Source organism: Sphaerospermopsis aphanizomenoides BCCUSP55, assembly GCF_001586785.1.
Lineage (GTDB): Bacteria > Cyanobacteriota > Cyanobacteriia > Cyanobacteriales > Nostocaceae > Sphaerospermopsis_A > Sphaerospermopsis_A aphanizomenoides_A.
The window spans coordinates 1-24,154 of record NZ_LUFH02000095.1 but is presented as its reverse complement, the minus strand read 5'-3'; the positions used below and the strand labels follow the sequence as shown (position 1 = coordinate 24,154).

General features: G+C 40.6%; 16 protein-coding genes. 13 read left to right on the top strand and 3 right to left on the bottom strand.

Features of this window, described 5'->3' with window-relative positions; all coding sequences use genetic code 11:
• Nucleotides 1–29: 29 nt before the first annotated feature.
• Nucleotides 30–968: an AAA family ATPase gene (locus A0J48_RS20875; protein ID WP_200326516.1), complete on the bottom strand. Its 939-nt coding sequence runs from the start codon at nucleotides 966–968 to the stop codon at nucleotides 30–32.
• Between the two features lie 441 nt (nucleotides 969–1,409).
• Here A0J48_RS20875 and A0J48_RS20870 point away from each other — a divergent pair, with 441 nt between their 5' ends.
• The 4 genes from A0J48_RS20870 (at nucleotide 1,410) to A0J48_RS20855 (ending at nucleotide 6,726) form a co-directional block, all read left to right on the top strand.
• Nucleotides 1,410–1,844, top strand: coding sequence for a hypothetical protein (locus tag A0J48_RS20870; RefSeq protein ID WP_200326515.1), 435 nt, complete (start codon nucleotides 1,410–1,412; stop codon nucleotides 1,842–1,844).
• A gap of 177 nt (nucleotides 1,845–2,021) precedes the next feature.
• Nucleotides 2,022–3,383 carry an ArnT family glycosyltransferase gene (locus A0J48_RS20865; RefSeq protein ID WP_200326514.1) on the top strand — a complete coding sequence of 454 codons (1,362 nt, stop codon included), beginning with the start codon at nucleotides 2,022–2,024 and terminating at the stop codon, nucleotides 3,381–3,383.
• Nucleotides 3,384–3,461: 78 nt separating this feature from the next.
• Nucleotides 3,462–3,677, top strand: a complete 216-nt coding sequence (locus A0J48_RS20860; protein ID WP_200326513.1) for a hypothetical protein — start codon at nucleotides 3,462–3,464, stop codon at nucleotides 3,675–3,677.
• A 385-nt stretch (nucleotides 3,678–4,062) separates the two neighbouring features.
• Nucleotides 4,063–6,726: an NACHT domain-containing protein gene (locus A0J48_RS20855; protein WP_200326512.1), complete on the top strand. Its 2,664-nt coding sequence runs from the start codon at nucleotides 4,063–4,065 to the stop codon at nucleotides 6,724–6,726.
• A 408-nt stretch (nucleotides 6,727–7,134) separates the two neighbouring features.
• Here the strand turns inward: A0J48_RS20855 and A0J48_RS20850 are convergent, their stop codons facing one another.
• Nucleotides 7,135–11,856 carry a glutamate synthase-related protein gene (locus A0J48_RS20850; protein ID WP_200326511.1) on the bottom strand — a complete coding sequence of 1,574 codons (4,722 nt, stop codon included), beginning with the start codon at nucleotides 11,854–11,856 and terminating at the stop codon, nucleotides 7,135–7,137.
• A gap of 1,153 nt (nucleotides 11,857–13,009) precedes the next feature.
• Between A0J48_RS20850 and A0J48_RS20845 the strand changes: the two genes are divergently transcribed.
• The 9 genes from A0J48_RS20845 to A0J48_RS20805 all read left to right on the top strand — a co-directional run bounded on the left by A0J48_RS20845 (nucleotide 13,010) and on the right by A0J48_RS20805 (nucleotide 23,078).
• Nucleotides 13,010–14,929: a phosphodiester glycosidase family protein gene (locus tag A0J48_RS20845; RefSeq protein WP_200326510.1), complete on the top strand. Its 1,920-nt coding sequence runs from the start codon at nucleotides 13,010–13,012 to the stop codon at nucleotides 14,927–14,929.
• A gap of 449 nt (nucleotides 14,930–15,378) precedes the next feature.
• Complete coding sequence (locus tag A0J48_RS20840; protein WP_200326509.1) at nucleotides 15,379–15,798, top strand: phosphomannose isomerase type II C-terminal cupin domain; 420 nt, start codon at nucleotides 15,379–15,381, stop codon at nucleotides 15,796–15,798.
• 158 nt (nucleotides 15,799–15,956) lie between these two features.
• Nucleotides 15,957–16,280 carry a HesB/IscA family protein gene (locus tag A0J48_RS20835; RefSeq protein WP_200326508.1) on the top strand — a complete coding sequence of 108 codons (324 nt, stop codon included), beginning with the start codon at nucleotides 15,957–15,959 and terminating at the stop codon, nucleotides 16,278–16,280.
• A 204-nt stretch (nucleotides 16,281–16,484) separates the two neighbouring features.
• Nucleotides 16,485–16,868 (top strand): 30S ribosomal protein S12, encoded by a 384-nt coding sequence (rpsL, locus tag A0J48_RS20830; protein WP_013190146.1) that lies wholly within the window; start codon nucleotides 16,485–16,487, stop codon nucleotides 16,866–16,868.
• 767 nt (nucleotides 16,869–17,635) lie between these two features.
• Nucleotides 17,636–18,106, top strand: coding sequence for a 30S ribosomal protein S7 (rpsG, locus tag A0J48_RS20825; protein ID WP_200326507.1), 471 nt, complete (start codon nucleotides 17,636–17,638; stop codon nucleotides 18,104–18,106).
• Nucleotides 18,107–18,246: 140 nt separating this feature from the next.
• A complete protein-coding gene (fusA, locus tag A0J48_RS20820) occupies nucleotides 18,247–20,325 on the top strand; it encodes an elongation factor G (RefSeq protein ID WP_200326506.1) in 2,079 nt (692 codons plus the stop codon).
• Nucleotides 20,326–20,347: 22 nt separating this feature from the next.
• A complete protein-coding gene (tuf, locus tag A0J48_RS20815; protein ID WP_200326505.1) occupies nucleotides 20,348–21,577 on the top strand; it encodes an elongation factor Tu in 1,230 nt (409 codons plus the stop codon).
• A gap of 201 nt (nucleotides 21,578–21,778) precedes the next feature.
• Complete coding sequence (rpsJ, locus tag A0J48_RS20810; RefSeq protein WP_010998474.1) at nucleotides 21,779–22,096, top strand: 30S ribosomal protein S10; 318 nt, start codon at nucleotides 21,779–21,781, stop codon at nucleotides 22,094–22,096.
• Nucleotides 22,097–22,424: 328 nt separating this feature from the next.
• Nucleotides 22,425–23,078: an LON peptidase substrate-binding domain-containing protein gene (locus A0J48_RS20805; RefSeq protein ID WP_200326504.1), complete on the top strand. Its 654-nt coding sequence runs from the start codon at nucleotides 22,425–22,427 to the stop codon at nucleotides 23,076–23,078.
• Nucleotides 23,079–23,111: 33 nt separating this feature from the next.
• Here the strand turns inward: A0J48_RS20805 and pheA are convergent, their stop codons facing one another.
• Nucleotides 23,112–23,969 carry a prephenate dehydratase gene (gene pheA / locus A0J48_RS20800; RefSeq protein WP_200326503.1) on the bottom strand — a complete coding sequence of 286 codons (858 nt, stop codon included), beginning with the start codon at nucleotides 23,967–23,969 and terminating at the stop codon, nucleotides 23,112–23,114.
• Nucleotides 23,970–24,154: the final 185 nt, after the last annotated feature.

Here is a 24,154-nt window from a genome sequence, read left to right as displayed (position 1 = left end):
CCCATCACCCCATCACCCCATCACCCCAATTAACTTTCAGTTTCGCAGTCGGGTACACCTTCTCTAAATACCCGACTTGCGAGAATATCGACTGCTTCGATGGTAATTAAATCTTCTTTAGTTAATTTTTTGCCACTACTCAATAAACGATTAGCTTGACGCAAACGCGCTCTGTCTATAGCATTACGCACACTGCGAGCATTAGCAAAATGGGGCATTGTCTTCCGTTTAATTAAATATTCACGGAAAGCTTTTTCTGCATCTGGACTAAAACAATAGTTTTGTGATTTGACTATAGATTGGGCAATAATCATCAAATTTTCAACGCTGTAATCGTTGAATTCAATGTGTAGCCCAATGCGCGAATTCATCCCAGGGTTACTGTGGAAGAAATGCTCCATTTGGGTTTTATAACCAGCAAGAATCACAACTAAATCATCGCGCTGATTTTCCATCACCTGCATGAGAATTTCAATGGCTTCTAAACCAAAGTCACCAGGATGATCTGGACGGTATAAAGTATAAGCTTCATCAATTAATAAAACACCACCCATGGCATTATTTAAAACTTCTCTGGTTTTGGGTGCTGTTTGTCCGATACCTTGTCCAACTAAATCATCTCGCGTCACCAAAATGACGTTTTCTTTGCGAATATATTCTAGGCGATAAAGAATTTCCGCCATCCGCATGGCTACAGTAGTTTTACCCATGCCTGGGTTGCCTAAAAAAGTCATGTGTAAGCTAGGCGCACCGGCATTTAAACCCAGACTTTTACGGATACGGTCAACCAGCAACAAGGCCGCCATTTCCTTGATTTTGTTTTTGACAGACTTTAAGCCAACTAACTCCTGGTCTAACTTATCGAGAATGTCTTGAATATGAGATTCCCGGAAAGCTGCTTCTAAATCAATGTCCCTATCTTGGGTAACGGTGCTAATCGTTTCTTGTTCTAAAACCTGTTCACTCATGACTATCACCTCTGGCAATGACTTTGATGATAGCGTTGAGTTGGGAAATATAAAAGAATATAATTCTAATGTGACTGATATATTTTTCTTTATTATCAATTCCTGAGTTTAGTCATAGAGAAAACATAATCTCCTTGACCACACCTCCAATATAGAGACAGCATCATGGCTGGTTATCAATGGACAATGGATAATTGACAATTGATAATTGGTTAATTTGGTTTAAACTCTCTCTTTTGAAAGGTAAAAGCCAGGAAAAATCTTTCCTTACTTTCAATTCTCTACCCTTTAGGGAGAGATAATTGTTCATTGTCAATTGCTGAATAGTTCTAGGTAATTGGTAAGATTTTACTCAGTCCCCAATCCCCTTGCCTATAAGTAGGACAATTATTCGGGCTTGACTATACCCCAGCCTTAAATCTAATTTAGGTCTTTCTCAAAATGATAATTAAATTGACAAAATGCTTCTTTGCGGTGGTGCTTGTTGTTGTTTTAGCTTTGTTTTCTCCAGGAATGACGACAGCTTCAGCAAATGATTTTTTTAGTTATTCTCCAACAATTTTTACTTCATTCAGTAAAGATAGAAATACTGTCCCCAGTATTGCTTTTGCGGAGAATGATTTAACTCCCCAGGAACACCAAAAACTTCAAGCAGTCCGTCAGCGTAGAAACAAAGAAATTCTGGCAGTTTTAAACAATTCTCAACGTCAACAACTTGCTCATCAATTACATCTGGGAAGTGAGCTTGAACAAGCTTTAGAAACACTAAATTTAAGTAATGAACAACGGGATTTGATCAATGCTGTTATTGATTTTACTAATTTGAAATTGAAGGGAATTTTTTCTCATCATGCTTTACTTGAAAGTCATAATTAGGTCTTAGTGCTTGGGAATAAAAAGTATGTCAGTTGTGCAATATTCTACATTCGTGTCAACTGACAATAACAATAGTAAGATTATTTGTTGCGCAGCATCCCAAATGTTTAAGTTTATTTTTTGGAAATAAACGCAATTGTTCCAAGGCTTGATATGAATTTTTATCATATTATACAAGTGCTAGATTCAATTTTTCCATTTTTTAATAGTTTATTAGCTCGCAAAGATTGGTTTTTCTGCACTATTATCACTCTATTAGGATGTGCAATTAGAATCTATAAATATGATCAAATTCCTGTACATAATTGGACTGCTGATGAGTATGCTTTTGCCTGGAGTGGCATGAGTTTGATTAAAAATCATGTACCTACAAGTTGGTCTTGGTTAAAAGCTTATGGATATTTCCCACAAGTATATTGGAAAGAAGGGATGTATCCGTTGGTAACTCCTTGGCTGGATCATCCTCCTTTATTTAGCTTAATTGTTGGTAGTGCGGCAATTTTAGGAGGTGCAAATACTTTTTTTGATTGCACTTTAACAACCATTAGAATTCCATCACTAATATTTGGTATTTTGTCTATTATTCTCTTTTATATCTTAAGTTTAAGATTATCTAATACTAAAATTGCTATTATTTCATCTTTAATTTTTGCGACTAACCCTAATACGGTTTTTCTTTCAAGATTGGCAGTGAGTGAAAATCTCATTCTTTTTTTGAGTTTATTGACTTTACTTTGTTTTTTTAAATATTACCAATCTTCTAATTTAAACTACCTTTATATTGCAGCTTTTTTAGCTGGTTTGGCATCTTTGGCAAAAATTACTGGCTTTTTTCTTGTACCCATGCTTTGCTTGCTTTTAATTTATCAAAAGAAATGGCGAGAAATTTTAGTAGTGTTTGTGATTGGCTTGCTATTATTATCTGTTTATTTTATTTATGGGATGACTTATAATTCTGAACTGTTTTTCAAAGTAATTCAATCCCATGCTCAACGTTTTGATAATTTTCTGCTATTTAAAGAAATAATTATAAAACCTGTATTTTTTGAAGATGGGTGGTTAACTTTTAGTTGGCTGATTCTAATTCCAGCTTTGAGGTTATCTAGTGATAATATCAAATCTCGACTTATTTACATTCCCATTATCATCTATTTGTTTATACTTTTATTTTCTGGTTCTCAAAGCCATTTCTATGCTTGGTATCTTATTCCCTTGTTTCCCTTTCTATTTTTAGCATTAGGAAAGTTTTTGGATGATTTTATCAAAAAAACAGACTTTCTGAGTGCGTGTTTATTAATTATTTTTGTGGGAGGGTGGAGTTTTAACTATAATATCCAGTATGGATTAGGTGAATTATTCTTAAAAGCAGCGATAATCAAGTATTTGTTTATGGTGGTGGTTTGTTTATTAATCGCTCCTTTCTTAGTTCATGCTGTAATTCCATCTGGAAGAACAAAGTGGTTCGCTAGTCTAGCAGCGGGGTTGATAATCGTTGTTTTAATTCTGGGAAATATTAATATCATTTACAATTATCAGTAGGAAAAGGGGGATTTTTTTATATTCATACTTAAATTACGTAACACAATTTTTATATAATATTTTTTCAAAAAGGTAATTATGGTGAACGAAAAACTAACTGACCGTCAACAAAGATTAAAAACAGTTTTACGTAATTTAGAAGCAGCCCGTCAATTAGAAGATGACATCATGAAATATGGGCTAGATGCAGCCTATTTGTATTGTGATAATGTTGATGGTGATTGGTTAGAAACTTGGGGAGATGATGAGGAGGAAAATATCTCTACTTTAAATAATGACATGGCAGGTATTTAACCTGCCCACTAATTTACCGATTTTGCCCTTCTTGCAGGAATCTCAAGACCATAAAGCACAACTTAAGGCTGGGAACTGCCCAAATTGCATCTACTGGAGAAACAAACTTTGCAAAAGTGATCACAGCAGTTTCAATTATTTGCAGTCTAGCTTTGTTATCTTTTGATTGGGTTGCCAGTTCTGAGGTTTTCTTGGTCTTTGAATTCAACCAGGTTAAAGCAAATATTTCTGGATGTTGAATAGCGTTTTGTAGTTGTTATTGAGATTTCATAATTATTACCTAAAGTCATTTGTTTGTCATAATTTGACTTTAGGGGTTGTCAAATAGAGAGGAAATTGCTTATAAATAGAAGTAAATAGAATTAAATAGAAACCACGTTTTTCAGTGAATTACTCAGCAGCTACTACCCCAGAACAACAGTTTTTAAGATGGATAGGGATACAGTATGGTTTTACTGGTGATACCTATGCTGTATTCCTAAGTCGCTTTAATCCAGAGAACTACAGCAAAGCTAATAATGTACTTGCAAAAAGTATTCAATGGAATCGAGATCCTGCTGATGAGAAGCAAACATTTGGGGATAATTTGAAGAAAATCTATAACTCTTTAGAAACTGATGGGTGTTCACTAGGGGATAGAGGACCAGGAAGAAAAGATATTTGGAAAAAGGCTTACAAATGGTTATGGGAAACTAAGTTTTCTGAATGGAAGAAGACACAAAATCAAGTAATTCCTGTTCAACAGGTACAACAAGAAGCTGTTTGTAATTTCCTCAACCAGATAATCACTGATTTTCAGCACATCAAACTCAAACTATTTCACACAACCCAACCAATTATTCTCAAGGACCAATACATTCCTATTCAAGTCACGCTAGAAAGAAAATACACTCACACTATAGAAACTACTTGGAGTTACGCTGAGTCAGAAGCAGAAATTAAACGTGCTTACTCTCGCAAACATTTGGAGGAATCAAAACCAACTCAAGTAAATTGGCCAGAAGCAAAAAAACAGCATCAACGTTTAATGGTGTTGGCAGATCCAGGAATGGGGAAAACTACATTATTAAAAAGAGAGGCTTATTTAACAGCCCAAGCAGCACTGAAAAGTTTGGAAGATAATAGTCAAACACTGGAAGATTTAGTTATTCCTATCTTTCTCAGACTTTCAGAAATAGCAGACGCGACTAAAAAAGAAGTGACAGCGAAAGTCAGTGATGCTATTCTTAGCTTGCTTGAGTCAAAGTATGAAAAGTATTTTACTGATATTAAGGATTTTTTAACAGATAAATTAAAAGATGGTAAATGTCTTTTGTTATTAGATGCGCTGGATGAAGTACCGAAAGAAGCGAGAAATAATTTATCAAAAAAATTAAATACATTCATTCGTAATTATGACTGTTCCATTATCTGCACATCTCGCATTGTCGGTTATAGCGGCGCATTTTTAGACAAGGCTAAAGATGTGGAGATTGTTCCTTTTAATGAAACACAGATAAATCAATATATTGAAACTTGGTTTAAAATTGCGGCTGAATTTATAAATGATGATTCTGTTTCTGCGGCTTCTTTAATTCGAGAATTGCAAAATAAACCCCAAATTCGTGGTTTAGTACAGAATCCTTTGCTATTGTCTTTAATTTGCAGTTTGTATCAAGAAAAAGGAATAAATCTACCAGCGCGACGCTGTGAAGTATATGAGAAAGCTGTAAAATATATGCTGGGTAAATGGAGTCAAAACCGACAACCACAAAATGAGGGCAGGATTAAAGCTAAAATTCGATTTTTAGAACAACTTGCTTATAATTTTAGCTGTGCTGGTAAAGAAATTTTTTCTTCAGATGAACTCTATGATCAGATTGAAGAATATTTGCAAGGTGATAAAGTACCAACTATTTTTAGAAATGCTGATACAGATAAGTTAATTACAGAATTATCTGAAGAAGATGGAATTTTACAAAAGCTGCATGAAAGTGGTGAGCAATATCTATTTTTACATCGGACTTTTCAAGAGTATTTCACAGCTTGCTATTTGCAACGTTTACCAGATGGTATTGAATTAGCAAAAGCGCATTTTTGGGATTATGAATGGCATGAAACATTAAGCTTAATGGCAGGATTAATGGAAAATCCTATTGAGTTATTGCAAAGGATTAAAAACGAAAAAGATGATATTTTTAACACCCTGTTACTACTAGCGGGACGGTGTGTGGTTGAGAGTAAACAAAGTGATCATCAATTGGTTAAAAATATTATTGATGATATTCATGATTTTTGGCAAATTTACGCAGACTTTGAGTTTATTAAATCAGTAGTGGTTATATTGGGTCAGACTCAGGTACAGATGATATTAAACTTGCAAGCAGACCTAAAGCATGAGTATGAAGATGTGAGAGAAAATGCAGCCTATGTTTTAGGAAAGATTGGTTCTGAAAAGGCTATAGATGCTTTAACTAAGGCTTCTTTGGAAGATAACTCTGAGGAGGCAGCCGAGGCTTTAGAAGAGATTCGCTCTGAAAAAAATGTAGATCCTTTGATCAAGGATTTTAATGATGCAGATGAGGATCTAACATCTAATGTAGATGAGCCTTTAGAAAAGATTCGCTCTGAGAAAAATGTAGATGCTTTGATCCAGGATTTGAATGATCCAAAATGGGATGTGAGATATAGTGCATCTGTGGCTTTGGGAAAGACAAGTTCTGACAAAGCTGTGGATGCTTTAATTAAGGCTTTGGCTGATCCGGAATGGTGTGTGAGAAGTAGTGTTGCGGTGGCTTTGGGAAAGATTGCTTCTGACAAAGCTGTAGATCCTTTAACTAAGACTTTGGAGGATGATCCGGAGTGGTGTGTGAGAGGCGATGTAGCTGAGGCTTTAGAAAAGATTGGTAACTTGAAAACTCTGTCCACGTTAATTCAAAAACCACAAATGCTAAATGATGACGAGCAAATATTTCTTTTGGCAAGAAAGTTAGCCATCCGTTTTAGTAAAGAGAAAGTACCCTTTATTCCCGTTTACCCAGAGTTACTTGGTCAAAGTTTTGATGTGTAAATATCTTCTTCTTCCTTTGCGCCTACCCTGCGGGATCTCCTGACGGAGATTGCGTGAGATATAAAAATGTAGTTCCAAACACCAAATCTTTCACTAAAAAACCAGGAGTAAGCATCATCAAAACATGACACTTACTCCCAACAACTTTAGAGTTTTCCTACTGCAATACTAACCACTAACTAAAAATAGTTTTTTCTCGTTCCCATACTCTGTATGGAAATGAAATTTAGAAGGCTCTGCCTTCAGCCCCACTGAGTTACAAAAGAGGCAGAGCCTATTTGATCACATTCCCAGATAGAAACTGGGAACGAGATAACAAGAAGTAGCAAGGAGTCAGGAAGCAGAAGAAAAAAATCTGTTCCCTATTCCCTTCTTACTGTCACCTGTCACCTGTCACCTGTCACCTAATTACACAGAACTCAACTGTTTACCAGCCTTCTCCACTTCAGCATTAGCCTCTGGACTATCAGCTTCCGAAGGTGGTACAACTTGCCAGAACTTAGGTAGATACTCTGACCAGTTCTGTAAAATCAACTGCGCTTTTGGTGAACCAGTGCGATCGCAATGAGCTTTAATTAAGTCATACAATTGCTTCTCACCAGCTTCCGTTGCTACTCGCTGAATTTTGACAATGGTCTTATTCACCAACTCAGGGAAAGCACCATCTTCATCTAAGAAGTAACCCAGTCCTCCAGTCATACCAGCACCGACGTTGCGGCCGACTTTACCCAGAACCACAACCACGCCACCAGTCATATACTCGCAGCAGTGATCACCAGCGCCTTCAATTACCGCTGTACCTTTAGAATTACGCACAGCAAAGCGTTCTCCGGCTAAACCGTTGGCAAATAACACACCACCAGTTGCACCGTAAAGACAGGTATTGCCAACAATTACATTTTGTGCAGGGTCATATTTCGCATCTGCTGGGGGCTTAATAATAATCTCCCCACCGTGCATTCCCTTACCTACATAGTCGTTAGCTTCCCCTGTTAAAGCCAGAGTCAAACCAGGTAAGATAAACGCCCCAAAGCTTTGACCCACGCTACCTTGGAAATTCAGGTTAATTTGCCCTTCAAAACCGCTATCACCGTATTGAGAAGCAATAGCACCCGCTAACCTTGCTCCCACAGTTCTGTCAGTGTTGACAACTGCAAAAGTCTTGGTGACAGTAGATTGATTTTTGATAGCTGCTTGAATCTCTGCATCAGCTAGAATTTGGTCATCTAAAACAGCACCATTGCTGTGAACTTCTTCGTGTTCCAACCAGCTACGGTTTGATTTAGCGTCTGGTAACTTAGTCAAGCAGTCTAAGTTGATAGATTGAGTTTTGGTCAGGTTGACATCAGAACGCACAGTTAACAGATCCGCCCTACCAGTTAACTCTGTTAAAGAACGATATCCAAGTTTAGCTAACAGACTGCGTACTTCTTCGGCGATGAAATAGAAGAAGTTCACCACATGGTCTGGTATACCACTGAACCTTAGTCTTAACTCTTCCTTCTGAGTCGCCACACCCTTGGGACAGGTATTCAAATGACATACCCGCGCCATAATACAGCCTTCCGCAATCATGGCGATAGAACCGAAACCGAATTCTTCAGCACCCATTAATGCCGCAATCAGGACATCCCAGCCACTCTTGAGACCACCATCAACTCTTAAAATTACGCGATCGCGCAATCCATTATCCATCAACACCCGATGCACTTCAGACAATCCGAATTCCCACGGGCTACCAGCGTGTTTAATAGAACTTAGAGGTGAAGCACCAGTACCGCCATCATGACCGGAAATTTGGATAATATCCGCATTAGCTTTCGCTACACCAGCAGCAATAGTACCAATCCCGATTTCCGCAACCAGTTTCACCGAAACCTGTGCTTTGGGGTTAATTTGATGCAGGTCAAAAATCAATTGCGCCAAATCTTCAATGGAGTAAATGTCATGGTGGGGTGGTGGGGAAATCAAAGTTACACCAGGCTTAGAACGGCGCAACATGGCAATATAAGGGCTAACTTTTGGCCCTGGTAACTGTCCACCTTCTCCTGGTTTTGCACCTTGAGCGATTTTGATTTCAATCTGTTTTGCACTCGCTAAATATCCAGGTGTGACACCAAAACGGCCGGAAGCAACTTGTTTAATGGCGCTGGAAGCTGTATCCCCATTTCTCAAACCATTCAAATGGGGCAGAGTGGGTGAATGTCCATTTTCGTCAACATCATTTAACACATTGTAACGAACTGGGTCTTCTCCACCTTCACCAGAGTTAGATTTACCACCGATGCGATTCATGGCGATCGCTAAAGTTTCGTGTGCTTCCCTGGAAAGCGCACCTAAAGACATACCCCCAGTACAGAAACGTTTGGCAATTTCGCTGACTGGTTCGACTTCTTCAATGGGAATAGATGGGCGACTGCTTTGGAAATCCAACAAATCTCTTAAAGCAGTTGCTGGTCTACTTTGCAGATGTTGTTTATAAACTTCGTAATGGTCATACTGCTTACCATCTACAGCTTTATGCAGCGCCTTCACCAATTCTGGGCTATTGCTGTGATATTCACCACCGGGACGATATTGAACAAAGCCCAGGTTTTCTAACTTCTTCGCTGTCAGTTCTGGGAAAGCCTTACTGTGGAAGGAAAGCACCTCTTGAGCGAGTTCCTTGCAGCTAAGACCACCGATACGGGAAGTTGTGCCTCGGAAAGCTAAATTTAACAAATCGCCGCCAATACCAATAGCTTCAAAAATTTGTGCTGCTTGGTAGCTAGAGAGGAGAGAAATTCCCATTTTCGAGAGAATTTTCAACAAACCTGATTCTACAGATTGGCGGTAATTAGCGATCGCCTTTTCCAAACTCAGAGAATTAAGTTTACCCCTTTCCATAAACTGTTGGGTTTTCGGGTCATACCACCAGTCACGCACAGTATCCAAAGCCATGTAAGGACAAACCGCACCCGCACCATAACCCAACAAACAAGCAAAATGATGGGTACTCCAACATTGGGCGGTATGCACAACTAAAGAAGTTTTCATCCGCACACCTTCGCGGATCAAATAATGGTGAACCGCACCCACAGCCAACAAAGGTGGAATATAAGTGTATTCAGCACTGATACCCGCTTCTTTGCCCCCCTTTTCAAGGGGGGTTGGGGGGATCTTATCACTCAAGATGAGAATTTTCGCACCAGCCCGTACAGACTCAGCCGCTTGTCTTTGTAAAGATTCCACCGCTGCTTTTAAACCTTCTGGCCCAGCAGCAATAGAAAACAGAGTTGACAACTGGGCTGTCCCAAAACCTGACAACTTAATTGCTTCTAACTCAGAATCTGTCAGAACTGGCGAATCTAACTTCAATCTTCTGGCGTGTTCTGGTTGCGGTTCTAATAGATTTCCTCTTTCACCCAGTTCCACTGTCAAGGACATCACCAGTTTTTCCCGTAACGGGTCAATTGGTGGGTTTGTTACTTGAGCAAAACGTTGTTTGAAATAGTCATACAACAGGTGGGGTTTTTCTGACAACACCGCCAAGGGAATATCATCCCCCATACAGAAAGTCGGTTCTGTACCAGCATTCGCCATCGGCTGAATGATCATTTCCACATCTTCGGTGGTGTAGCCAAAGGCAATTTGTTGTTGCAGTAAGGTTTGTTTATCTGGCTGTTCAGTGGTCAGATGTCCGTTGTCAGTTACATGATGACCGTTACCGTTCCCATTACCATTGCCATTAACAGGTGATGGTTTAACTAACTGTTTCAGTTCTTGACGATACTTTTGTAACCAGTCCCCATAAGGATGTGCCTTAGCAATGCGTTGTTTAATTTCCCAGTTCTTCAAAATCTCATTGCTGACTAAATCTACAGCAATCATTTGTCCTGGGCCTAATCTGCCTTTTTCCAGAATATCGGCTTCTGGGAAGTCCACCACACCAGCTTCAGAACCAACTACGATATAGTCATCTTTGGTAATTAAATAACGAGCAGGTCTTAACCCGTTACGGTCTAAAGTTGCACCAACTTTTTGTCCATCACTAAATACCAATAGCGCCGGTCCGTCCCACGCTTCCTGGAGTCCGCTGTAATATTCGTAAAAATCAACAATTTCAGGATAATTCTGCAAAGAAGGCTGATTTTTGTATGCCTCTGGCACCATCATCATCAATGCTTCTTCTGGCGCACGTCCAGAACGCACCAGCAATTCCAGCACGTTATCCAAGGTGGCTGAGTCGCTACTGTCTATATTTACCAGTGGCTTGAATTCTTCCGCCCTTCCATTCCAAATAGGATGATCTAAAATCGCTTCCCGCGCCATCATCCAGTTAATGTTACCCAACAGGGTGTTAATTTCCCCATTGTGACCTAGTAGCCGCATTGGTTGGGCTAAAGGCCACTTAGGCATGGTGTTGGTACTAAAGCGGCGATGATAAACAGCAAAGGCAATCTTGAAAGCGGGATTTTTTAAGTCTTGGTAAAATTCTCCCAACACTGCTGATCGCACCATGCCTTTGTAGACAATTGTGCGGCTGGATAAAGAGCAAACATAAAATTCTTCTGAAATATTTTTAGCGGCTTTGACAATGCGACGACGGGTAAGATACAATTCCCGTTCAAATTCTTCGCCACTTTTATCCGCCGAACTGAGAAAAACTTGTTCTATTTGGGGTTGATTTTCTTTTGCTTGTACCCCCAACACCTCTGGACGCACGGGGACTACTCGCCAGCCCAGTACAGTCAATTTTTCTTCAGCCGCTACTTGCTCAACTATTTCTTTTGCTTTTTTGGCTGATTCCTGGTCTTGGGGTAAGAATATCATTCCTACGGCTATATTACCAGTGGGAGTAACATTAATTCCTTCTTGTTGAAACAACTCCCAAGGAATCGCCGTCAAAATCCCTGCACCATCACCAGAATCTTGGTCTGCACTGCATCCTCCCCGATGTTCTAAACAAGTCAGAGCAGTTAAAGCCTTAGCCAAAATTTCATGATTAGCACGATTTTGACGATGGGCTATAAACCCTACACCACAAGCGTCTCGTTCTTCTACTAACCATTTTTGTCCTAAGTAAGTGTCCGTATTTTCCATATCTGACAATGTAATGTTCTGACCCTGATTCAATGATTGATGATTCATACTTTATTCCTGAAATATTGAGTTACGAATTTTGCCACTGTTGCTACTGCCAAGAAAAAAATTCTCACTTTAGCGGTGGATAAATACATACAGCAGGGAATAGGGAACAGGGTTCACAGCCTGTTGGTATATGGCTTGGTTCTTAAATTTTTGTACCTCATTCACTCTTCATCTGCTGCACTTACAGAAATTTAGGGAAAAAAAATTTTAACTTCGGGTTTACTTTTTGGCTTACCCGTGTTAAAATCACCGCGTTATTTTTTTATGTGTTTATGCACTGTTAGAAAAACTACCTTTACCTGGACTATTTGTTTTCCCTGACATTACGTTTATTTATGATGATGAAGCTAAGTATTTGGTAATTACCTTTTAGCCAGATCAAGAGTATTTCTCAGGATAAACTGCCTTGGTGTTCCTGAAATTCAGTTTAAACTGAACACTCAACTGTCTCGAAAGCTACAATTCTCTGATTGCAGCAACAAATACAGCGTATTCAACTATATAACCATTTGACGATTCCTAAACTATAGCTGTTGTCTATATTTTTGATGGTTGTCAATCACTACCTGTCTGGTTGGCAATTAGATCTGACTGAGTCCACAAAAGCAACAGCCTATGACTTATGTCAAGCTGTGCTATCGGTGATGATGGAATATCTTAATTTTGGTTTAAACACCAAGACTACTATTATAGCGTGTTTGTAAAAATGTGTTATTTAGAACAATTAGCCTTAGTAGTTGTGGCGAAAAAATTGCTTGCCAGTTTTTACAGGATATAAATAGCCAAAATATATAATATCATCTTTATCGAAAAATAAAATCATAAATTTTTAAGATTTCCTCATAATTGGTCATTCAATTTTAGATTTTGGATTTTGGATTGATTCCAGAGTTCAATCCGGCTTGTAACTTCAAGGAATTATTTGGTTATATATCCTTTGGAATGGTAGCTTGAGTCCAGGAGGCAGGAAGAAGAGGGTTTAGGGTTTAGGGAGTATGTCCTACCCACCTACTCTATCCCTACGGGACGCTACGGGAACGAGAACAGCTTCGCTGAACAGTAAACGTGGTTCATTCTTATCTAGCTTGTGCGTAAGTTTTATTCCCATTCATTGCCTTTTACAAATCACTACTGACTGCTAAGGATAGTAAAAATGCCGATGATCATCATTAACCAACGGAAGTTTTTCCGATCTTCTGTGTTGTCAATTTTGTCCATAGCAATGTGCCTAACTGCTACCTGCACCGCTAACGCCCAACAGCCTCCTAAAAATTTTCCAACACTCCCCACTTTAAAATCTCCGTCACCAACACCATCATCCGGTAATCAAATAACCCTCAATGGTCGTACTTTAGCAGGAGCATGGGTACAGCAACAGGGAACATCTGGTACAGCCATAACACATCTGAGTGATGGGGCGCTTAGACAGTTTATAGGAGTAGATTTATTAAATACTAACAACCCTGCTCTACAACCAGTGGAGTGGTTTTCTGCCACACCAACACTGAACGCCAAGCTGTTGGGAGGATATCGCTATTTAGATATTTCTAGTTTTGCTCAAACCTACGGCTGGCAAATGCAAGCGAATGGCAATACATTGGTGATTTCTACTCCTGCAACGAAAATCAATAATATTCGTCAGGGAAAACGCCCTCATGGTGAAAGACTGGTGATTGATTTAGATCGTCCTACTCCCTGGAAACTTACACAAGGTCAACCCATCAAAAGACCTGTAGATCCTAACGCACCAACTTCTCAACCTTCAATACCACCGAACAGAGAATGGATCATTACTCTGGATAGTACAGCTGATAATAGTTTAATTCAACGCTACACACCCCAGCCACCAATATCACCACCAAACCAGTCAAAACAATTACCATCATCACCAAACCCTGAAACACTAATTCAAAAAGTGGAGATGGTCAGTAACCAAACTAATATTCGTTTGAGTGTCCCCTTTGGTTCATCTCCCCAAATTATTACCCTTGCTAACCCACATCGCTTAGTTGTTGATATTCGACCGGATGCTTTGGTAGCCAAAGATATAAACTGGGCTACAGGATTACGCTGGCAACAGAAATTTATAAATGTAGGTAAAGATAGCTTTCCTGTGGTTTGGCTGGAAATTAATCCTCGTGTAGTTGGGTTAACATTAAGACCAATATGGGCTAACCTGGAAACTCAAACAGGTACTGCCCCCTTGATACAAACAGCACAACGTTATTTGGCAGTAGCAGGAATTAACGGTGGTTATTTTAACCGCAATAATAAATTACCTTTGGGGGCAATTAAACGGGATCATCAGTGGGTATCAGGGCCAATTCTCAACCGAGGTGCGATCGCTTGGAATGATGCTGGAGAATTTTATTTTGGCCGCCTCACTTTAAATGAAACTTTAATCAACAACAATAATCAATCTTTCCCCATACTATTTCTCAACAGTGGCTATGTACAAAATGGCATTGCCCGTTATACACCCACCTGGGGGTCTAATTACACACCCCTTTCAGATAACGAAATCATCCTCATTGTCCAGCAAGACCAAATTACCAATCAACTACCTGGTGGCAAAGTAGGTGTCACACCCATTCCTATTCCTCAAAACGGCTACCTCCTTACTTTACGCGGTACTGCTACTACTAACGCTTCTAAATTACCTATTGGCACAAAAGTTAGTATTTCTAGTTCCACTACTCCTGCTGATTTTAACCGTTATCCCCACATTATCGGCGCAGGTCCGCTTTTAGTCCAAAATCGGCAAATTGTCCTCGATGCCCAAGGCGAAAAATTCAGCAATGCATTTATCGCTGAAAAAGCTGTTCGTAGTGCTATTTGTACTACTAATACAGGTAATTTAATGATTGCTGCTGTACATAATCGCGCTGGTGGTCATGGACCCACTTTAGCTGAACACGCCCAATTAATGAAGGTTATGGGTTGTGTGAATGCTTTAAATTTAGACGGTGGCAGTTCTACAAGTCTATATTTGGGAGGTCAATTACTTGACCGTTCTCCTAATACAGCCGCCCGTGTCCACAATGGTATCGGTATTTTCCTTCAATCCCCTTAAGGTCGGTTGGTGTTAAAAGTTATCGTGATTACAAGGTAGGTGGCAAAGTTTTTTGTTTTTTGTTTTTTGTTTTTTGTTTTTTATTTTTTTTTAATTCTTAAATTCTTTTTTAAAGCTGAGAACAAGCTGGCATTTTTCTAGATGAAGAGTTAGTGTAGACCCAAGACTTTCAATGGTCATGGGTTACTTGCTGACCTTTTATTTTGCTATGGTTAGCAATGTGAACTTTAATGATCATTTTCCCATTAGCAATATCAAACACAATTTTTCGTCAAATAAGTAAGTCGGCTTGAAAAAACCGAGATATGTTACAAAAAGTAAAATCCCTGAAAGTTTCTTCCCTCTTGCCTTTTGCCTCTTGCCTTTTGCCTTGCCACAACGATAAATTTCAACGCCTACCTACTTATTAAAAATAATAAATTTCTTGTATGTTTACAAATGAGGTAACTATGGCTCAATTTACAGAAACAGCACCCAACAATACTCTAGCCCTAAACGCAACCCTTCATTCTAGAGGAGTTGCTGCTAGTGAACTACGTCCTTGGGGTTCTTTCACAGTTTTAGAAGAAGGACGTGGATATAAAATTAAGCGGATCGAAGTTAAGCCAGGACATCGTCTGAGCCTACAAATGCACCACCATCGTAGCGAACACTGGATAGTTGTTTCTGGTACAGCTAAGGTAGTGTGTGGAGAAAGCGAAATTTTGCTCAGTAATAATCAATCTACCTATGTACCCCAATGCACAGTTCACCGTTTGGAGAATCCTGGGGTTATTCCTTTGATATTAATTGAAGTCCAAAATGGTGAATACTTGGGCGAAGATGATATTATTCGCTATCAAGATGACTATGCTCGCAGTGACAAGTAACAGGATGTAGGGTGTAGGGAAGCAGGGGGAGCAGGGGGAGAATAATATATTACCTTTTGCCTTTTGCCTTTTGCCTCTTGCCTCTTGCCTTCTGTCAACTCTTGCTCCTGGACTCCTGTAATATAAAATATGGATTTTCTGAGTGCTACAAAAATTCCATGATCAATTTCAGTTCAGCAGCTATAAATGAAATCGGGCGCTTAAAATCTAAACAACAGCCAAATGTGTTATTTCGCTTGCGGGTGAAACCAGGTGGCTGTTCTGGTTGGCTATATGATGTTTCCTTTGATGAAACTGTCACAGGTGAAGATCAAGTTTTTGATGTGAACAGCATTAAAGTTGTCGTAGACGCTGACACCATAAATTATATCAATAATTTAAGATTGGATTATTCAGAGGATCTCATGGGTGGGGGTTTTCGCTTTCACAACTCGCTGGCGATCGCAACTTGCAGCTGTGGTAATTCTTTCTCTATGTCATAGGTAAAAGGGAATAGGGAACAGATATTTTTCTTCTGCCTCCTGCCTTCTGCCTCCTGCCTCCTGCCTTCTGCCTTCTGCCTTCTGCCTTCTGCCTCCTGCCTCCTGCCTCCTGCCTCCTAAAAAATAATTGACGTAAAAACATTAAAAACGCTATAATCAGGATTTGTTAAAATAGACAATAAGCAGCTTCACGCGCTGTAACTCATGCCAACAATACAGCAGCTAATACGTAGTGAACGCGAACTAGCGCGTCAAAAAACCAAGTCCCCGGCTCTGAAACAATGTCCTCAACGTCGAGGTGTTTGTACCAGAGTGTATACAACTACACCCAAAAAACCTAACTCAGCTCTCCGCAAAGTAGCAAGGGTGAGACTGACTTCTGGATTTGAAGTTACAGCTTACATTCCCGGAATCGGTCATAACTTGCAAGAACACTCTGTTGTGATGATTCGTGGTGGCCGGGTCAAGGACTTACCAGGCGTGAGATACCACATTATTCGTGGCACCTTAGATACAGCCGGAGTTAAAGACCGGAAACAAGGTCGTTCCAAGTATGGAACTAAGCGCCCAAAAGAAACTAAAAAATAAGAACTAGGCGATTAATCGCACCAACCTACGATTAATCGTCTCATGTTCAGCCCCTCTAAAACACAGAATCTAGCGACATATTCTTGTTTAAGAAATCAAGCTATAACTTGCACTAAGCGAGCAAGTGTAAGGATTTTCAAACCAAATACAGTAAGCGATAGCAACACTTTAATGTAAATATTGGAGTTGATCACCTTGTCGCCTTGTGTCTGGTAGAGCTAGTTCTAGTCAACAACTCAAACTGACAAACCTGTACATATATAGACCAAAATCTAAAATCTATATTAGAAAAGGTTTACAGTCTGAAAAACTGCGGGTTTAAGATGCATAGAACTCTAAATGCCGCAATTAATTTTATGACTTCTAAGTCGTCACCAACAGGGTGTAAGGGGTAGGGTATAGGGTGTAGGGAAGACAGGGTTGGATGGAGCTTGAACTCCTAAGGACGATCTCTCTCGTCCTGAAAAGACGGGGCTTGTATCCCAAAGGTGCTTGGGGCTGTCTAGAAGCCCCACACCCCACACCCCACACCCCACACCACACCCCAAGGGGGCTTAGTCACGCTACGCTATCCCGTTTAGCTAAAGCGTGAAAGATAGTCCAGGGATAACCTCGTCCTAAAGCAAGAGCTAAAGTCTAGACCTGTCTAGGTTTTACATAGCAGTTAAAAATCAAGGAAATTGAAGCGGCCTCTCAACCCGCTTTTAGATTCCTATGTTCTGATACCATATAATTTCGTTGCCAAATGCCGAATTCAAGGATGAAGTATGTCTCGTCGTGGTGTTAGTCAAAGGCGCTCAGTTCCGCCTGACTCAGTTTATAACAGTCGCTTAGTTAGTATGATGATGCGGCGGGTGATGCGTCATGGCAAAAAATCACTGGCTGCAAGAATTGTTTACGATGCTTTAAAAACTATTGAAGAACGTACCGGTGGCAGTGCTTTAGAAACATTTGAAAGAGCAGTGCGTAACGCTACACCTTTGGTGGAAGTAAAAGCTAGAAGAGTAGGTGGAGCAACTTATCAAGTACCAATGGAAGTACGTTCTGATCGGGGTACTACCCTGGCATTGCGTTGGTTGGTACAATTTTCTAGGTCTAGACCAGGCCGCACTATGGCCAGCAGACTAGCAAATGAGTTAATGGATGCTGCTAACGAAACAGGAAGTGCTATTCGTAAGCGCGAAGAAACGCACCGCATGGCTGAAGCAAACAAAGCCTTTGCACACTATCGTTACTAAAATAGAGCAACGATATATCCTCTTCACAAAGAGCGGTATATCGTAAAATTTCCCAAAAAGACGGTTTTCCGTAAAAGTATAGAATCTTAACAAAGAGTAATATACAAGATATCATGAGGCCAAAATTATAGGAGGTAACTGTGGCACGCACAAACCCGCTAGAGAAAGTACGCAATATCGGTATTGCGGCGCATATAGATGCGGGCAAAACGACGACAACAGAGAGAATATTGTTTTACTCTGGGATTATTCATAAAATTGGTGAAGTTCACGAAGGAACTGCCGTAACAGACTGGATGGATCAGGAGCGGGAAAGGGGAATTACCATTACTGCTGCTGCCATTAGTACCAGCTGGAAAGATCATCAAATTAACATTATCGATACTCCTGGTCACGTAGACTTCACAATTGAAGTTGAGCGTTCCATGCGCGTGTTAGATGGTGTAATCGCCGTCTTTTGTTCCGTCGGTGGTGTACAGCCACAATCTGAGACAGTATGGCGGCAAGCAGACCGCTATAAAGTGCCACGGATCGCTTTCATTAACAAGATGGATCGCACAGGTGCGAACTTCTATAGAGTTCATGAGCAAATGCGCGATCGCCTGCGGGCAAATGCCATTGCTATTCAACTGCCCATCGGTAGCGAAAGTGATTTTAAAGGCATTGTTGACTTGGTACGGATGTGTGCATACATTTACACCAACGACCAAGGAACCGATATTCAAGAAACAGAAATTCCGGCTGAACTACAAGAACAGGTAGCAGAATACCGCACTAAGTTAATAGAAGCGGTAGCAGAAACAGATGACTCTCTGATGAATAAGTATTTCGAGGGCGAAGAACTTACAGAAGACGAAATCCGTACCGCCCTGCGTAAAGGTACAATCGCCGGCACAATTGTACCTGTACTTTGTGGTTCAGCCTTTAAAAATAAAGGTGTACAGTTGATGCTAGATGCAGTTGTAGATTACCTGCCAGCACCAATTGAAGTACCACCAATTCAAGGCTTATTGCCAAATGGCGAGACGGTCGAGCGTCACGCCGATGATAATGAACCTCTAGCTGCTCTAGCATTCAAGATCATGGCTGACCCCTACGGTCGCCTCACCTTTGTGCGTGTTTATTCTGGTGTATTGAAAAAAGGCAGCTACGTCCTTAACGCCAGTAAAGACAAGAAAGAACGGATTTCCCGCCTAGTGTTGATGAAAGCAGATGAACGACAAGATGTCGAAGAACTGCGGGCGGGTGACTTAGGTGCAGCTTTGGGACTAAAAGACACCTTGACTGGAGACACTCTCTGTGACGACAGCTCACCAGTTATTCTAGAATCCCTGTTCATTCCTGAGCCTGTAATCTCGGTAGCGGTTGAACCCAAAACCAAGAACGACATGGATAAGCTGTCAAAGGCACTACAATCTCTGTCAGAAGAAGATCCTACCTTCCGTGTCAGTGTTGATCCAGAAACTAACCAAACCGTGATTGCGGGGATGGGAGAGTTACACCTGGAAATTCTAGTAGACCGGATGTTACGAGAATTCAAGGTAGAAGCGAATGTTGGTGCGCCACAGGTAGCTTACCGCGAAACCATTCGTAAAACAGTTACCAACGTAGAAGGCAAATTCATCCGTCAAAGTGGTGGTAAAGGTCAATACGGTCACGTTGTGATCAATTTGGAACCAGGAGAACCAGGCACTGGCTTTGAATTCGTCTCTAAAATTGTCGGCGGCGTAGTACCTAAAGAGTATATCGGCCCCGCAGAGCAGGGTATGAAAGAAAGCTGTGAATCTGGTATTTTAGCTGGATATCCATTAATTGACGTGAAAGCAACGCTAGTTCACGGCTCTTACCACGATGTAGACTCTTCGGAAATGGCTTTCAAAATTGCCGGTTCAATGGCAATGAAAGAGGCAGTGCTGAAAGCTTCACCAGTCCTCTTAGAGCCTATGATGAAAGTTGCAGTAGAAGTTCCCGAAGACTTTATGGGAACTGTCATAGGTGACTTAATCTCCCGTAGAGGACAGATTGAAAACCAAATTACTGAACAGGGAATCGCTAAGGTGACATCCAAAGTTCCACTAGCGACAATGTTTGGCTACGCTACAGATATCCGGTCTAAGACTCAAGGACGGGGTATCTTCACGATGGAATTCAGCCACTATGAAGAGGTGCCTCGCAGCGTGGCTGAAACTATCATTGCAAAAAGCAAAGGGAACGCTTAATTAAAAAAGGAAACGAGTATACATGGCACGCGCAAAGTTTGAAAGAACTAAACCCCACGTTAATATCGGTACTGTTGGCCACGTTGACCACGGTAAAACTACTTTAACAGCAGCTATCACCATGACCTTGGCTGCTTTGGGTCAAGCTGTAGCTAAGGGCTACGACCAAATTGATAATGCACCCGAAGAAAAAGCACGGGGTATTACCATCAATACTGCTCACGTTGAGTATGAAACAGAAAATCGGCACTATGCTCACGTAGACTGTCCAGGACACGCTGACTATGTGAAGAACATGATCACTGGTGCAGCACAAATGGACGGTGGTATTCTCGTAGTGGCAGCAACAGACGGCCCTATGCCCCAAACCCGCGAACACATCCTGTTAGCAAAACAGGTAGGTGTTCCCAGTCTAGTTGTCTTCTTGAACAAAGAAGATATGATGGATGACCCAGAATTGTTGGAACTGGTAGAACTAGAATTGCGGGAATTGCTTTCTAGTTATGATTTCGATGGTGACAATATCCCCATTATCAAAGGTTCCGGTCTACAAGCTCTGGAAGCAATGACCAAGAATCCTAAGACCCAAAGAGGAGAAAATCCCTGGGTAGATAAAATCTACGAACTCATGGATGCTGTAGATTCCTATATCCCCACCCCTGAGCGCGATGTTGATAAGCCTTTCTTGATGGCAGTAGAAGACGTATTCACCATCACAGGTCGTGGTACTGTTGCCACCGGTCGGATTGAACGGGGTAAAGTTAAGGTTGGCGACACCGTTGAGATCATTGGTATCAAAGACACTCGTAGTACCGCAGTCACCGGGATCGAAATGTTCAAGAAGAGCCTTGAAGAAGGTATGGCTGGGGATAACGCAGGTGTACTACTACGTGGTCTCAAAAAAGAAGACATCGAGCGCGGTATGGTAATCGCTAAACCAGGCTCAATCACACCTCATACCCAATTTGAAGGTGAAGTATACGTACTCAAAGATTCAGAAGGTGGCCGTAAGACCCCATTCTTTGCTGGTTATCGTCCTCAGTTCTATGTCCGGACAACTGATGTAACAGGTACAATCACTGCCTTTACCTCTGATGACGGCAGTGCTGCGGAAATGGTTATGCCCGGAGACCGCATCAAGATGACAGTGGAACTGATCAACGCTATTGCGATTGAACAAGGTATGCGCTTCGCTATCCGTGAAGGTGGCCGCACCATTGGTGCTGGTGTTGTATCTAAAATCCTGAAATAGAACAAACCTTTTTGCTCTAATCAGGAGCAGAGATGGTAACAAGCCTCTCTGCTCCTTTCTATTCCCATAACCAATTTTAGATTTTAAATTTTGGTAGTGCGCCAAAGGCATCACCCAAAGGAATTTGGGATAGCATCTAAAATCTAAAATCTAAAACCTAAAATCTAAAATCTAAAATTCACAGAACCTGGAAAACTGAAGATGGCAACTTTACAGCAGCAGAAGATTAGAATTCGCTTACAGGCTTTTGACCGACGTTTATTAGATACATCTTGCGAGAAGATTGTAGACACTGCTAACAGAACTAACGCTACAGCTATAGGACCGATTCCTTTACCAACAAAACGAAAGATATATTGCGTATTGCGATCGCCCCACGTAGATAAAGATTCCCGCGAACATTTTGAAACCCGCACCCATCGTCGGATTATTGATATCTATCAGCCTTCCTCTAAAACTATTGATGCACTGATGAAGTTGGATTTACCATCTGGTGTCGATATTGAAGTCAAATTGTAATTATTCATTGGTCAGTTGTCAGTCGTCAGTTGTAAAGAAACTGACTCACGACTGATTAACGAAAATTGACATCAAGTATCAATATGGACTAAGCTCTGAGAAAATTTATCTCAGGGCTTTTTATTAGGCATAAAACATAATGATAAAATATAAACAAATTACGGAAAAAGTAGGGAACAATATACAGCAGCTTTCAGCTTTCAGCAGTCAGCGGTCAGCAGTAAAACCCTTTTGGTGCAAGGCTTTGTCATAAAAATTTGTACCTTATTGATCTGCAATATGCTGTATTTTAAGAGTCAATAAGAATAAAATTTATACTCAAATAACAATGACATCTTCTTCTAAAATCGCTGTCCGTGAACTACCTCTGTTCCCATTACCCGAAGTGGTTTTGTTTCCCAGCAGACCATTACCTCTACATATCTTTGAATTTCGCTACCGAATCATGATGAACACGATTTTGGAGGGCGATCGCAGGTTTGGCGTATTGATGGTCGATCCAGTCAAAGGTACGGTTGCCAATGTCGGCTGTTGCGCGGAAATTATTCATTATCAACGAATGCCTGACGACCGGATGGAAATGTTAACTTTAGGACAGCAAAGATTTCGGGTGTTAGAGTATGTACGTGAAAAGCCCTATCGTGTGGGTTTAGTAGAATGGATTGAAGACTTTCCTCCATCTCAAGATTTACGACCTTTAGCCGCTGAAGTAGAACAACTACTCAGAGATGTTGTCCGTCTTTCTGCCAAGTTAACCGAAAAAGATATAGAACTACCAGAAGATTTACCTGATTTACCAACAGAGTTATCTTACTGGGTTGCAAGTAACCTTTATGGTGTAGCTCCTGAACAACAAGCTTTGTTAGAACTGCAAGACACATCTGCTCGTTTGCAAAGAGAAGCAGAAATTTTAACTTCTACTCGCAACCATCTCGCAGCCCGTTCAGTTCTGAAAGATACATTTAACAATATGAGTCAATAATCACTAGTCTATTGATAGATTGCCCCCTAACCATCACGTAGTAACTGTTAAAACACTATAACTGCCAAAAATTTTTAAAATTTCAGTACAAGTGCTTAACTCTGCTAACGCTGATGTCATCATAGGAGAGCTTACCCCTGCTTCCGCATCTAGGAAAAATAAATATTCTCCCAAGGAACGCTTAGTAGGGCGAGATTCAATCCGACTCAAATTAATTCCTAAATGAGCAAACACTTCCAGGGCTTTGACTAATGCACCAGGTACATTAGCAGGTAAGCTGAAAGCCAGGGATGTGTGAGTGGGGGTGAACAAAAATTCATCTTGGCTCTCTTGAGACACCACCCAAAAGCGTGTACAGTTTTCTGGATAGTCATTAATTCCACTAGCAAGAATAGGTAAATGATAAAGTTCAGCAGCTCTGCTGGAAGATATCGCAGCTATTGTTGGTGCTTGTGGTATTTGCTCTAATGCTTCAGTAGTAGAATTGCTGGCAATTAAATTGGCATTAGGTAAAAACTTTGCTAACCATCCTTGACATTGTGCTAAAGCTTGGGGATGAGAATAAACAGTCTCAATATTATCTAAACTATCTGCACAAGAAATTAACGCATGATTTATCGGCAAAACTAAAGCTAGTTTAATTCGCAAGCTGTCTAATTGCCAGAGGCTATCCATTGTCATACTGACACTACCTTCAATGGAATTTTCTACAGGCACAACAGCCATACTGGCTTTTTGTGTAGCTACTGCTTGCAATGATTTAGCAATAGTGGCATAGGGAGATAAGGTGGCTTCTATCTTTTGATTGTTTTTTAGCCAGTTGAGATAGAAAAAAGCTGCTTGTTCAGAATAAGTTCCAGCCGGTCCTAAATGTGCAATTGCTACAGACATAGGATTTTAGATTTTGGATTTTAGATTTTGGATTGAAAGATGTATTTTGAGGCGCGTAGTGAGAAAAATACAGTGTCCTTGCTTGAAACCCCTGATTTTCATTATGGGACTTCCAGAACTTAAATTCTTCAATGAGTGAGAACCAATATGAGTATGAGATTCTTCCTCCCCTGCGCCCCCTGCGC

What these genes read in the sequence shown, in the direction of transcription:
- A0J48_RS20805 (WP_200326504.1), top strand. Translation starts at nt 22,425, where the DNA reads ATGACATCTTCTTCTAAAATCGCTGTCCGTGAACTACCTCTGTTCCCA.
- rpsG (WP_200326507.1), top strand. Translation starts at nt 17,636, where the DNA reads ATGTCTCGTCGTGGTGTTAGTCAAAGGCGCTCAGTTCCGCCTGACTCA.
- pheA (WP_200326503.1), bottom strand. Translation starts at nt 23,969, where the DNA reads ATGTCTGTAGCAATTGCACATTTAGGACCGGCTGGAACTTATTCTGAA.
- rpsL (WP_013190146.1), top strand. Translation starts at nt 16,485, where the DNA reads ATGCCAACAATACAGCAGCTAATACGTAGTGAACGCGAACTAGCGCGT.
- rpsJ (WP_010998474.1), top strand. Translation starts at nt 21,779, where the DNA reads ATGGCAACTTTACAGCAGCAGAAGATTAGAATTCGCTTACAGGCTTTT.
- A0J48_RS20850 (WP_200326511.1), bottom strand. Translation starts at nt 11,856, where the DNA reads ATGAATCATCAATCATTGAATCAGGGTCAGAACATTACATTGTCAGAT.
- A0J48_RS20875 (WP_200326516.1), bottom strand. Translation starts at nt 968, where the DNA reads ATGAGTGAACAGGTTTTAGAACAAGAAACGATTAGCACCGTTACCCAA.
- A0J48_RS20870 (WP_200326515.1), top strand. Translation starts at nt 1,410, where the DNA reads ATGATAATTAAATTGACAAAATGCTTCTTTGCGGTGGTGCTTGTTGTT.
- A0J48_RS20860 (WP_200326513.1), top strand. Translation starts at nt 3,462, where the DNA reads ATGGTGAACGAAAAACTAACTGACCGTCAACAAAGATTAAAAACAGTT.
- tuf (WP_200326505.1), top strand. Translation starts at nt 20,348, where the DNA reads ATGGCACGCGCAAAGTTTGAAAGAACTAAACCCCACGTTAATATCGGT.
- A0J48_RS20845 (WP_200326510.1), top strand. Translation starts at nt 13,010, where the DNA reads ATGCCGATGATCATCATTAACCAACGGAAGTTTTTCCGATCTTCTGTG.
- A0J48_RS20840 (WP_200326509.1), top strand. Translation starts at nt 15,379, where the DNA reads ATGGCTCAATTTACAGAAACAGCACCCAACAATACTCTAGCCCTAAAC.
- A0J48_RS20835 (WP_200326508.1), top strand. Translation starts at nt 15,957, where the DNA reads ATGATCAATTTCAGTTCAGCAGCTATAAATGAAATCGGGCGCTTAAAA.